Annotated in this window: 10 protein-coding genes; 2 read left to right on the top strand and 8 right to left on the bottom strand. The window is 44.9% G+C overall.

All coding sequences use genetic code 11. The features are described 5' to 3' along the window. Window positions 1–450: 450 nt before the first annotated feature. The 6 genes from ycfP to hinT form a co-directional block, all read right to left on the bottom strand. Entirely contained in the window at window positions 451–990 is a 540-nt protein-coding gene (gene ycfP, locus AB4585_RS01070; protein WP_009847155.1) for an alpha/beta hydrolase YcfP, read from the bottom strand. Between the two features lie 108 nt (window positions 991–1,098). Continuing rightward, a complete protein-coding gene (locus AB4585_RS01075; RefSeq protein WP_017060224.1) occupies window positions 1,099–1,953 on the bottom strand; it encodes a phosphotransferase in 855 nt (284 codons plus the stop codon). A gap of 185 nt (window positions 1,954–2,138) precedes the next feature. Continuing rightward, the gene (gene lpoB / locus AB4585_RS01080; protein WP_017060223.1) at window positions 2,139–2,729 is read right to left on the bottom strand and encodes a penicillin-binding protein activator LpoB; all 591 of its coding nucleotides are present in this window, start codon (window positions 2,727–2,729) and stop codon (window positions 2,139–2,141) included. Window positions 2,730–2,815: 86 nt separating this feature from the next. Next, a complete protein-coding gene (locus AB4585_RS01085) occupies window positions 2,816–3,199 on the bottom strand; it encodes a YcfL family protein (protein ID WP_017060222.1) in 384 nt (127 codons plus the stop codon). Then, window positions 3,199–4,590, bottom strand: coding sequence for a COG3014 family protein (locus tag AB4585_RS01090; protein WP_017065296.1), 1,392 nt, complete (start codon window positions 4,588–4,590; stop codon window positions 3,199–3,201). Before AB4585_RS01090 ends, AB4585_RS01085 begins: the two co-directional genes overlap by 1 nt. Before the next feature lie 296 nt (window positions 4,591–4,886). Next, on the bottom strand, window positions 4,887–5,237 hold the full coding sequence (gene hinT / locus AB4585_RS01095) for a purine nucleoside phosphoramidase (RefSeq protein ID WP_017060220.1): 351 nt from the start codon (window positions 5,235–5,237) through the stop codon (window positions 4,887–4,889). 277 nt (window positions 5,238–5,514) lie between these two features. Here hinT and AB4585_RS01100 point away from each other — a divergent pair, with 277 nt between their 5' ends. After that, window positions 5,515–7,506: a methyl-accepting chemotaxis protein gene (locus tag AB4585_RS01100; protein ID WP_017068093.1), complete on the top strand. Its 1,992-nt coding sequence runs from the start codon at window positions 5,515–5,517 to the stop codon at window positions 7,504–7,506. 197 nt (window positions 7,507–7,703) lie between these two features. Then, entirely contained in the window at window positions 7,704–8,870 is a 1,167-nt protein-coding gene (locus tag AB4585_RS01105; RefSeq protein WP_017060218.1) for a DUF1887 family protein, read from the top strand. 213 nt (window positions 8,871–9,083) lie between these two features. Here AB4585_RS01105 and udp read toward each other — a convergent pair whose 3' ends face one another. Together udp and AB4585_RS01115 are read right to left on the bottom strand one after the other, a co-directional pair. Continuing rightward, entirely contained in the window at window positions 9,084–9,842 is a 759-nt protein-coding gene (udp, locus tag AB4585_RS01110) for a uridine phosphorylase (protein WP_017065292.1), read from the bottom strand. 282 nt (window positions 9,843–10,124) lie between these two features. Beyond that, complete coding sequence (locus AB4585_RS01115) at window positions 10,125–12,482, bottom strand: zinc/cadmium/mercury/lead-transporting ATPase (RefSeq protein WP_029236439.1); 2,358 nt, start codon at window positions 12,480–12,482, stop codon at window positions 10,125–10,127. Window positions 12,483–12,486: the final 4 nt, after the last annotated feature.

Here is a 12,486-nt window from a genome sequence, read left to right on the forward strand (position 1 = left end):
CTATGTATCTACTCGGCCTTGAATGCGAAGGCTGTTACAAATTGGGTTACCGCGAAAAAGAATAACGACAGCTCACCGAGTAGTTAGAGGGGTTACAAACAACAAATAATGGTTTGTTGCTTTGCTCACGTGGATATAAAAGGTGACTACCTGAGAGGCAGAACACAAATTATGGGCAAGTTTTTTCACTCGCTCTCAATTTTTTTTGATATTTGTCAAAATATTTTGCTTGGGAACATTATATATAGCAAAAAGATGACCGCAACAAAAAAATCCTTACCCTCAATGAGGATTCGCGACTAATTAGTTAACGTTTGCGCAAACTGATCTATAAATGCACAAACCGACCGATAAAACATATACAACTACTTTATCAATACCAATCTCTAAGATTCAGATGTGAAAAAGCAGCACTCATTGAGCACTGCTTTTATAAAACATCTGAATTGATTAAGCGTTTTTGAACGCTTTCATTGCTTGAAGATGTTGAGAGATCTTTTTGAATTTATGACTCTCTTTCTCATCCCAGATTACATCATAGTAATCTTCTAGCGCGGCAGCTGTTTTGGTATTGTCGTGAATTTCATCTTCACGAGAAAGCACCACTAAACAGCGTCCTTTGTTTTTCATACGGTACTGAGCAACACATTTAGTTGCGATGTCTTCGTACTCTTCTGGACGGTCAATTCGACCTACCATGTTGTTCTCAGGGTGCAGATTAGGGTTGAACACCACCTGCTTAATCCCACATAAGAAACCAATACGCTCAGACCAAAAACCACCTAAACCTACACCACAAATAATGGGATGCGGATCATCGGATTGCTCTATCACCTTATGCACTTCTTTTAGCAGATGCTGCATATCGTGTTTTGGATGCAAAGTACTGTAGTTGATGAAACGAACGTCATCATCAATGAATTGCAACTGCAGTATTTTTTCGTGATTGCCCGGGCTTGTTGAGTCGAAGCCATGTAGATAGATAATCATTGTACCTCCCCCGTTGAATATTGGTACGTTTTGATCAATCTAACACGAAAAACAAGGTTTTAAAGGTAACAGCTGAGAAATTATATTTTTCACTTCCTAAACGTGATCCTAGCTACATAAAGTGTGACTCAGAGCCTCCGCTTCACGCAGATAACTTTCATCGCCCCAAAGCTGATGAGCAAGTAAATACCATAGCATCGCCATCATCTGGCTTCTTGGTAACCATGCTTCTACACCATCAAGCCAAGGCTGAACATCATGGATTCCTCGCAGCTGACAGTACTTCTCAACCGCTTCTGTGACTGGCGCGCCAGCAACCGCAATGGTTAATGTTAAATCGAGCCTAGGGTCTGCGAGCGCAGCGTATTCCCAATCAATAATCTTAATGCAGTCACTGTTTCTCACTAGGTTATAACCACCTAAGTCAAAATGGCACAAAGACAGGTCAACATTGGTAATACTCGGAGCCACGCGCCACTCTTGATAAATCTTAGTGCAGGCTTCGGTCTTATGAATCGCATCAAGCTGCAGCCAGTAATGGTCGACTCGCGCCGTGAAACTAAATGGTTGCAGTGGTAATCGCGCAGTATTAACCAGATGAACAGAGATCAGCGTTTTCAACAGGTCATCGAGTTCTAGATCTTCGTAAAGTGTCTCACCCGCAATCCACTCAACCAGTAACCCCTGCTCATTCACTACCATTGGGCTTGGCCCGATACCGAGTCGCTCAATGGCAGACAGCACTTGGTACTCTTCATGGCGAGAAATGAAGAACGCTTTGGTGATAGGTGTGGTTGGCCGCCAAACATACGCAGTACCATCGGCATCGACCAACTTCCAACATCGATTGGTCAAACCGCCTGTTAATGTCTGTGCTCTAACTGGAGGCTCAGAAAAGTAACCGTCAAGCGAACTCAAACTGGTATCAAGAAGCTTAGCCTCAGACCAAGAAAAAATTGCCATATTTACTCCCTATAAACGTCTTCATTCCCTACAAAAAAGACACTGACCAAAAGCCAGTGTCTCTTCATAAACAGCACATCATGCACTGCATTGGCGTGTGACCAAGCTATACGCTGTCAAGATTAAGCGCTGCCAATACTAGACATTGTCAAATCCGGCTGCACATAGTTGGCAAGTAAGCGAAATTAAAGGCCTAGTAGGCTCTTAGATTGTTGCTTACGGATTTCAGTCTCGTCAGCCCATTCAATCAAGCCAGACTCAAGATCCATTAGACGCATCGTCATTTTGTAGTATACGTCTTCATCGCTACCCGCTTTCTTAACGATGCTTGATAGGTTGCCGTACAGCATGTACTGAGCACCAACCATTTTACCGAATTGAATCGCTGAACTTTGGTTTACAAGCTCATCGTTGTTTTGGAAGTTCAATTGGTCACGAACAGACTCTACACGGTCCATATCAACGAAACGGAACTTACCAGAGTTCAGCATCTTAGTACTGATAGTGTCAGTGATTGACTCAGTATCGATGTGCTCACTTGTTTTGTTCTTGATTCGCTCTACAAACACGATTGGACGCTGTTCACGAGTAATGTAAGACACAGAACCAGACGCCATCATGCTATCGACCATTTCACCCGCAATCGTTTGAAGGTCAGTTGAACCGAAATCGATTGTCGTGGTTTCTACTGCTTGTGCATCACCGTAGCTTACCTTGTTTGAACAACCGCCTAAAATAACCGCTAAACCTAGTAGCGCAATGACACTCTTTTTCATTTTGTTTCCTCAACTTATCACTGAGCGGGGTTACCCACACTCTTAAATTCTTGTATTTACGAATCATGAGACCCGTTTAATCTAACTTACTGCTCTCGGAACTGGACTCTGAACTGAGTCGCTTTCGGGTTTACCGACACTTCCGACAACGAAATACTTTCAAAACCACGAACAATCGCTTGCTTCCAAGGACCTTGTTTAAGGTTGACCTCAAGCCCGGCATCGTCGTACCAGTAAAAACGATAAAGAATATGTTGATCGCCTTTATAGTTACTGTTTAAACGAACGATTCCTCGCGTATGACCGTCGACCAGATCGGTGCGAATATCTTCAACCTGTAAACGGCTGCCCAATACCTTGTCACCAAAGAAAACGTTCTGAGTCAGACTATCGACCCTTACGCCAGCTGTATTATCAGCACAACCAGCCAGAGCCATAACCGCTGCTAAGCTCACTAACCACTTTTTCATTACAGCCTCCCTAGCTGTTTATGCCACATTGTTGCATTGTTTCCTTGTCGAGAAATCCACACCAAGGTGGTCTGCCCTTCTCGAATATCAAAGTCGTACGTTTTAGCGCCCGCTTCCAACGTATATTGACCGCTATTTGCTACAAACGTACTGCTCTTAATCTCTGCAGGTAATGATTGCCAACTGCGAGTGTCTGGTTGCTCTGTCAGTGTGTTCCACACGTTGAACAGAATATTACCGACATCATCGCCTTTGGTTGCTTCTTTTCGAATGCGATCTTTCGCGACTACACGTAGCGCTTGGCGAATAACAATGCTTGTCATACGTTCCGATAGATCGTTCTGCGCCATCGCGTTTACATCAGTGATCAAATGTTCTTGTAGCGGCTGTCCGCTGATTCGCAAGGCAGAAAAACGCTCTACGTTTTGACTTGGGTAATATGGCAGCGCAAGAGAGTATATTGCCCCCTGATCGCGACTGTCATAAACAGGCAAATCCAGTCGCCAACTGTCCATAGCTTGCACAGCGCTCTGCTCTTGAAGAACAATCACTCGCCCTTCACCTGCACTAAGTTTAGAAGATTGCTTATAGCGTTTTTCTAATGTTGCTAAATCTTGTCGCATCCCTAAACGAGCGGCTGTTGCCATGGTTCTATCGATGATTTCTTGGTTATCTGGCATCACAGCCAAAGCACGACGATAGTCAACGTAGGCGCTGTTTAAATCATTTGACGCTTCATAAAGCAGACCAGACAAGAACATCAGATACGCATTCTGTACTGACTGCAGTTTCTTACCCGCATCAGGGTAATTGGCAAGGATGCTACCCACATTGGCAGACAAGCCTTGCTTCTTCGCATCGCTGGCTGCTTTGTCTAACTCAGCCTCGCGTTGCTTCTTCGCTTGTTCTTGAACTTGGTTGGCGCGACGCATTTCAATCACCGCACCTTCTAAATCGTTTTTCTTGAGGTAATTTAAACCGAGATACAGATGAAGAAAGCCCAACTCGTAATCGGCTGGCACATACTCGGTAATATTGTCATTCACAGCCAACGCACCCACACTGGTTGCACTGTCTGAGATTGAGATCACGGCTTTGCGTTGCTGCTCAGTAACCGCCTGATCAGCCACTTCAAACGAAGCCTTACTCTCAGGGTATTTTTGATCCAGCAGATTAATTCTGCCTCTTTCAAAGTTATCAAGGATGTCGCCTGCCGCGTAATCTGGTAGCTCTTGCTGAGCCTCTGAATAATCTCCAGATTTAACGGCTTGGTAGATCGCTTTGTTTTGTGCGCTGTAATGACTGAACAGGCTTCCTGCAGACATACTCGCACAACCTACGGTCAACGCCGATAACAGGGCAATGGAAGCGAATCTAAACTGTTGCTTCACTTATCGTCTCCGTGCATGTTTAAAATGCCTACTTTATTAGGGTCTGCTGACCTTTAATGGTCTCATTATCAAAACGAAACGCGTTGTAAAAAGGATCTCAAGCCAGTTGAAACCCTACTGATTTAGCCTCTGCCTAGGCGATGCCGATGTTCAGACAACAGATAGAACTTAAAGTTGGCATACAAACTACAAATTTTCCAACTAACTACTTGTGTTAACCCACTAATGAGCGCGTTTAAACTAGCTCATTAGTTTTCATTAACTCGTTAGCTTTTCATTAGCTCATTAACTTTTTATTAGCTCATTAATAGGGGGCCAAGTGGACGGCCGCCAACCAAGTGCATGTGAATATGATAAACCTCTTGGCCACCGTGAGAGTTACAGTTCACGATAAGACGATAGCCATCTTCTGCAATGCCCTCTTCTTTTGCTAACTTGCGAGCAACAGTAAACATGCGCCCCATCATCGCTTCATCTTGGACTTCAACATCGTTAGTTGTCGGAATCAGCTTGTTTGGGATGATTAGGATATGGCTTGGCGCGCGAGGGTTAATATCGCGAAATGCGGTTACTAAATCGTCTTGGTATAGTAGATCTGCTGGGATTTCTTTGTTGATGATCTTAGTAAAAATGGTTTCTTCAGCCATGTTTCTCTCCGATAAAACATTTATTTTTTAATGCTTTGAGTATGCGCTATGCCGCATCAAACCACAATAAATCTGCTTTAAAGCATAATAAAAAACACCGTTCAAATCAAAGAAAACGAGCCTTAGCTCTCAAGAATGGCATGTTGGTTATAACTGAGCGCTATTTTTGACGTGTGCGTCATAAAATGCGTAAGCCGAGCTCAATAGAATGCTGATAATTTTGTTAGTTTTACTTTGACCTGACATTAGGTCTGCATTTTTATTTAGGGAGAAAGCCATGAAGGGATCTGTGATCAAGCGTATGTACGCTGGTTTCGCACTGATCATCATCATGTTCGCAGTCACGATAACCATCATGATGAACAGCATGAATCAGATACACAGCAATTTTGAGAGTGTCTCAGAAACCTCATTACCACTTGTCGCGCTTTCAAATCAAACGAGTGTTCAATTGCTTTCTGCTGATAAGTCATTCAAAGATTTCTTAACCACACAAAACGCTGAACGCATGTCTGCAATGCGTACAGAATTTGCTGCATCACAAAACTCGTTTTCAGAAGTTCTCGGTAGTTTAGAAGCGGCAAGCCAAAACAATGCTTCACTTGTTGAACGTATCGCGCAATTAAGAGCAATGGAAGAACGCTACTTCGCCGAAGCTGACGAAGCGATGAACAACTACGTCGCGATGTTCGAAGCACAAGAACAAGTACAAAAAGCGTCTCGTGACTTCCAACGCTTACATTCAGAATTAACCGTTGGTATGAAAGAGTACGTTGCCGACCAAAAAAGCATCTCTGTAAAAGTGATGGCAAAGAGCTACTTCATCAAACTGCAAGACGCAGAAGTTATTACCTCTGATGCACTTGCTAGCTCTGATGTTGCCTTCGTTCAAAAAGCCCTTAACCAAAACAAAAAGGCCGTTACTCATCTTAACTACGCTTATCGAGGTCTATCAACACAACTACCAGCACTTAAAAATGTCTTCGATGAGTCGGTTCAGAAGTTCACCAAAGACGTTGGTCAGAAAGGTGGCGTACTAGACAAACACAACAACTACCTACAAGCCAAACAAGCGTTGTACGTGAACATCGCTAACCTAGCTCTAGAAGTTGACCAAGCGATGGCTGTTTTGGACTCATTCAACGTGACCGCTGAAGAGCAACTTAACTCATCACTCGCTGACGCAAGCAGCATCTACGACAAAGGCCTATTCAACGCGATTGCCATTGGCATTGTTGTGACTGTGTTCGCTGCTGCGATTGGTTACCACATTGCACACAGCGTACGAGAGCCATTAACTCGCATCCTCGGTACATTAGAAGGTCTAACTGAAGGTGATATGACTCAGCGTATCGATATTCGCTACGACAACGAATTCAGCCGCGTGAGCCGTCACATCAACACCTTGGCTGACAACCTGCACAATATCCTTGTGAAGTTGAATGATGCTTCAGATGACTTAACTAAGACTGCAAGTGTCAACCAGAAGACGTCATCTGAAACGCAGGCACAATTGAACAGCCAACGTGAGCAAACCGCGACTGTTGCGACCGCAATGACAGAGATGTCTCATTCTGTACAAGAAGTGGCGAACAGCGCGCAAAGCTCACTCACCATGGTTCAACAAGTAGAATCGGCTTCTGAGTCTGGTCGTCAGATCATGAACACCAACATCAGCACCATTAATCAGCTTGAAGTTCGCCTTACTGAATCAGTGGGCGCTGTAGGCGAGCTACAACAGATGAGTAGCCAGATTGGTTCAATCCTTGACGTTATTCGTGGTATTGCTGAACAGACCAACCTACTTGCACTTAATGCGGCAATCGAAGCAGCGCGTGCAGGTGAACAAGGTCGTGGTTTTGCAGTCGTTGCCGATGAAGTACGAGTGCTAGCACAGAAGACCACTCAATCAACCTCTGAAATCGAGACTATGATCAGCAATCTGCAATCAAGCTCGAAAACTGCAAGTAACGTAATTGAAAGCTGTATGAGCGATATGGACATGTCGGTTCAACAAGCTTCAAGTGCAAACAGTGCGATGGAAGAGATCCAAGCCTTGATTCTAGAGATCAGCCACATGAGTACACACATCTCTCAAGCAGCCGCTGAGCAGAGTGAAACGTCTGGTGATATTGCACGCAACATCGAAGACATCAACCACATCGCAGATAAGAGTTACCAAGCGATGTCTTCAATTGCGGAGGCAAGCCAAAACCTAACAATTTTGGCGAATCAACAAGGTGATTTAGTACATCAATTCAAACTATAGATAAATGAAGAATCGATAGATATTTAGTGAGATTGTTGAGACTTCTTACCCAATAGTGGTGACTAATTGAGCTAGGGCAACTTTTATCAAGGGTTGCCCTTGTTTTTTATGAGCTTTGTCATTATATGATTATTAAGGCTTGCTGCTTCCCGTTTTTTCTTTCACCTTTATGAGCGAGCCGCTATTAAGGAATTTATATGGCTGTTCATGTTGGCATTATCGATCAAGACCCCATTCGCTTGCTCACCCCATTACTTGATAACCGAACGGTCAGCACTCACATCGTGTTTATCGGTGACAAAAATCAAGTCAGTATGTACAAACGTTTAGACAGCGTTTTGCACAAGCGCGACATTACGAGTGAGTTTTTCGAAATTCCGACCATCGTAAATACATCTGTCATTAAAGAATCTATCCAAACCCTTGCCGAAGACCTCAAAGCACGCGGTCAAGAAGTGAAGCTCAACGCAAGTTGTGGCCTCCGTCACCGCCTACTTTCTGTGTACGAAGTATTCCGTACTTACCACTGGCCAATCTTCGTGGTTGAACCAAATAGCGACAAGCTTTGCTGGTTGTACCCTAATGGTAAAGAAGACGCACAAGTTCAAGACCGCATCACTATCGACGACTACCTAACTGTGTTCGGTGCTCGCGGTGAATTCAGCGATGTTCAGCTGTCTCCGCAACTGGATCAGAAACTTTATGAACTGGGTGAACGTTGGGCAAGTAACGCACTCGAACTAGGCCCTGGCCTTGCGACATTGAACTACCTAGCAACGACCTGCCGTAAAGAACAAAAACTTGATGTAGGCCTATCTGAGAAGCAACAAGGCTATCGCGAGCTCAACATGCTGTTGAGCGATTTGGTTGAAGCTAAAATTGCGACTTACGACAATGGTATTTTGACCTTTGCCAACGAAGACGCGCGCCGCTTCTCAAACGGTGAATGGCTTGAAACATTGGTTCACAGCACAGTTAAGCAGATCCAAGATGACATGCCGACCATTCAAGACCGTTCTTTGAATGTTCAGGTATACCGTCAACTGGGTGAACGTGAGGTTCGTAACGAGCTTGATGTTGCCTCTGTGGTGAACAATAAGCTGCACATCATCGAATGTAAGACCAAAGGCATGCGTGATGATGGTGATGACACCTTGTACAAACTGGAATCGCTTAGAGACCTGCTAGGTGGCCTACAAGCACGTGCAATGTTAGTGAGCTTCCGCCCTCTTCGCCATAACGACATCACACGAGCTGAAGATCTTGGCCTTGCATTGATTGGCCCTGACGAATTGAAAGATCTTAAAACACACCTAACGGCATGGTTTACAGCTGCGGGTGGCAGTGAAGATCTAGAGTGCTAAAAACCAATAAGCTCATGAGAGCTCAATGCTCTTAAGCAGATTGTTAAAAAGGCGAATGACGATTAAATCACTCGCCTTTTTTGTTGTCTGTTTTCTCTATTGATTACTTTCAGACGGCACAAAAAAATGGCCGCATCATACGATGCGGCCATTTTCAAAATTTAATGTCACTTGAAGACTTAATGCTCTCTAAAACTCAGAGCACTTTAAGACTTAAAGCATTTTACGAGCGGCTTCTACAACCACTTTGATTGAACGTGCTTCTGTTACTTTTAGAGTGTCGTGATCAGGCGTCTCTTTTTGAGTACGGTTGATGATTACACCAGCAACACAACCTGCTTTCAGACCAGAACTTGCACACATAGTTAGCAGTGTTGCAGATTCCATCTCGAAGTTTAGAACGCCCATGTCTTGCCATTCTTGCATAGAGCCTTGGAAGCGCTTAACAACGCGACCAGAGAACGTGTCGTAACGCTCTTGACCTGGGTAGAACGTATCGCTTGATGCCGTTACGCCCATGTGAACTGTTGCACCTGATTCATCAACTGCCGCTTTCATTGCTGTTGCAACTTCAAAGTCAGCCACTGCTGGGAACTCCATAGGAGCAAAGTGTAGGCTAGCGCCGTCTAGACGAACAGAACCTGTAGAAACAATCATGTCACCCACGTTTACGTGAGGTTGGATAGCACCAGTCGTACCAACACGTAGGAAAGTGCGAACACCAAGTTGAGCAAGCTCTTCAACTGCGATAGAAGTCGATGGACCACCAATACCTGTTGAACATACAACAACTGGTTTGCCGTCTAGCTCTGCGCGGTAAAGCGTGTATTCACGGTGACTAGCAAGGAATACTGGGTTCTCCATCTCTTCTGCAATTTTTTGCACACGAGCAGGATCACCAGGGATGATCGCAAGAGTAGCACCGTTAAGATCTGCTTCAGTAACACCTAAGTGGAAAACAGCTTGAGACATAGTTCGCTCCTTTTGGCTTATTGGGCTTTTTACCCTTATTTAAGCTCATAGTAAATTCGTGGGGTACGAACACACTCTAACCAAGCTCATTACAAAATGAAGTGACACATGTCACATGAATGATCGCAACAATAATTCAAGTTTCACAAAAAACCGATTAGCATCACAAAAATAAGCAATCCGCACGCCTATGTTGCATATTAATGAGACAAAAAGCGCCTTTAACGTATTACCGCTAAAGGCGCTTTTATATTAAGAATGCTCTATGTCGGTGAGCTCGATTTAGTCCGCTTTAGATTTAAATCGAAGCAGACGCAATGCGTTCAATGTCACCAATGCAGTTGCACCACTATCCGCTAAAACTGCCACCCACAAACCGGTAATACCTAACAAGCTTGTCACCAAGAATACGACCTTCAAACCAAGCGCAAGGGCTACGTTTTGACGGATGTTGTTCATGGTCGCTTGCGACAGTTCAATCATCGCTGGCAGCTCAGTTAAACGGTTATGAGTCAGTGCTGAATCCGCCGTTTCCAAAGCGACATCCGTACCACCACCCATTGCGATGCCGACATTCGCCGTTTTCATTGCTGGTGCATCATTAATGCCATCACCGACCATCGCCACGTGCGACTGTTGAGATAACTCCTCAACGTAGGATACCTTGTCGCTTGGCAATAGGCTTGCCTTGTACTGCATACCAATCTTGCTACTGATCGCTGCTGCACTGCGCGGATTATCGCCGGTCAACATGATAGATTGAATACCTAATTCATTAAGTCGTTCAATCGCAAGCTTAGCGTCACTGCGTAACGTATCTTGCCAAGCAATCAGACCAATCACCGTCGTAGCTTGCTCTGTTGATTCTTCTTGATCTTTAACCTCAAGAGCAACCACAACCGTCTTGCCCTCACCTTCTAATGCTTCTACCTGAGAAACCACATCGGCACCAAGTTCGAACGTGACTTTAGACGGTGACAGAACCTGATACTTAACACCATCAACATCCCCTTCAACACCACTACCAATCAACGCTTTCTTGTTGTGTGATTCAGGAATCTCAATATTCAGGTCTTTTACTTTAGCGACAAGTGACTGCGCCAACGGGTGAGTAGAGCCAACTTCAATCGCCCCAACCACACGCAGCATCGCGTCTTGTTGCCACCCCGATAGAGGTTGAATATCCGTAACCTGAGGCTTACCTTCGGTCAGTGTGCCTGTCTTATCGAAGGCGATGGTTTGGATTTTACCAAGCTGCTCTAACGCTGCGCCGCCTTTAATGAGCGCGCCACGTTTCGCTGCTGCTGCTAAGCCAGAGGTAATCGCTGCAGGAGTCGAGATAACCAAGGCACACGGACAAGCAATCAACAATAGCGCTAGGCCACGGTAAACCCATGTTTCCCATGGCTGCGCAAACAACAATGGTGGTGTGATGATGACCAACAGAGCCACTACCATCATTAACGGTGTGTACCAACGGCTGAACTTATCGAGGAATCGCTCTAGTGGTGCTTTACGAGACTCTGCTTCTTCAATCAGATGAAGAATGCGATCGATCGCGTTCTCACCCTGTTTTGAAGTGATGGTGATACGAACCACTTTATCGACCACCACAGCGCCAGCCATGATGCTATTGCCTTCGATGTGTTCAACAGGAACAGATTCACCGGTTAACGCACTTTCATCAAAGCTTGCCGCGTCTGTAATCAATTGGCCGTCAGCAGGTAAACGAGAGCCCGCGGCCACTTCAATCACATCACCTGGAACCAGTTCACTGACTGCTACTTCTACACGCTCGCCGTTGATGATCTTAGTCGCGTTTTCTGGTACCAATGCCATTAGCGCTTGAACGCCACTTCTTGCTCTTGATGAAGCAAACGCTTCTAAGCGCTCACCAATCAAGAACAACAATAGAACCATCGCTGCTTCCGCAGTTTCGCCAAGGTACAAAGCACCCAGCGCGGCAACACTCATTAAGGTTTCAATAGCAAACGGTGTACCTGAACGCGCCAGCTGAACCGCTTTCTTCGCCACCGGATATAAACCAAGCAGACAAGTTACCGTAAACAAGCCTTCGCTTAATTGAGGAGAGGTACTTTTCAGAAGCGCCGCAAACAGCATTGCCGCTGCAATCGCGATAATCTGTAAATTAGGTTGGATATAAGCTTGCCAAAAAGTCTCAGGTTGTTGTTTTTCTTTCTTTGAACCGACTTCCGTAAGAGGGAAACCCGTTTTGATAGAGACCTGTTCAATGGTGTCAGCAAGGCTTTGATTATCGAATTTCACAACCAGCTTTTCGGTAGCAAAGAGAACCTTCGCTTGAATAACACCGTCAATATTGCTGATCGCGTTTTCTATTTTTCTTGCACAAGCTGGGCAGTCCATTCCGGCAACCAGCCAACTTTTCGAAAATTTGGCGTCGAGAGATAAAGTTGAGGACTGACTGTCTTCTTCTCCACTGTCCGACGAACTACAACAATCATCTCCAGACGATGACGAAGTAGCAGAAGAGCTACAACAACCAGATGAAGTACCTGCTGCTGTGATGCTTGAAATTTTAGGGCTAGAGCAACTTGCTCCTGCCGCTTGAGGTTGAACGTCCACTTTTGCTGAGCGGCACGCTGCATGTTTTGCGCACATAATG

The organism is Vibrio sp. 10N.222.49.C9, assembly GCF_041474985.1.
Lineage (GTDB): Bacteria > Pseudomonadota > Gammaproteobacteria > Enterobacterales > Vibrionaceae > Vibrio > Vibrio crassostreae_C.

Coding starts and splice junctions, on each gene's coding strand:
- AB4585_RS01105 (WP_017060218.1), top strand. CDS start 7,704: ATGGCTGTTCATGTTGGCATTATCGATCAAGACCCCATTCGCTTGCTC.
- AB4585_RS01085 (WP_017060222.1), bottom strand. CDS start 3,199: ATGAAAAAGTGGTTAGTGAGCTTAGCAGCGGTTATGGCTCTGGCTGGT.
- ycfP (WP_009847155.1), bottom strand. CDS start 990: ATGATTATCTATCTACATGGCTTCGACTCAACAAGCCCGGGCAATCAC.
- lpoB (WP_017060223.1), bottom strand. CDS start 2,729: ATGAAAAAGAGTGTCATTGCGCTACTAGGTTTAGCGGTTATTTTAGGC.
- AB4585_RS01075 (WP_017060224.1), bottom strand. CDS start 1,953: ATGGCAATTTTTTCTTGGTCTGAGGCTAAGCTTCTTGATACCAGTTTG.
- hinT (WP_017060220.1), bottom strand. CDS start 5,237: ATGGCTGAAGAAACCATTTTTACTAAGATCATCAACAAAGAAATCCCA.
- udp (WP_017065292.1), bottom strand. CDS start 9,842: ATGTCTCAAGCTGTTTTCCACTTAGGTGTTACTGAAGCAGATCTTAAC.
- AB4585_RS01115 (WP_029236439.1), bottom strand. CDS start 12,482: ATGTGCGCAAAACATGCAGCGTGCCGCTCAGCAAAAGTGGACGTTCAA.
- AB4585_RS01100 (WP_017068093.1), top strand. CDS start 5,515: ATGAAGGGATCTGTGATCAAGCGTATGTACGCTGGTTTCGCACTGATC.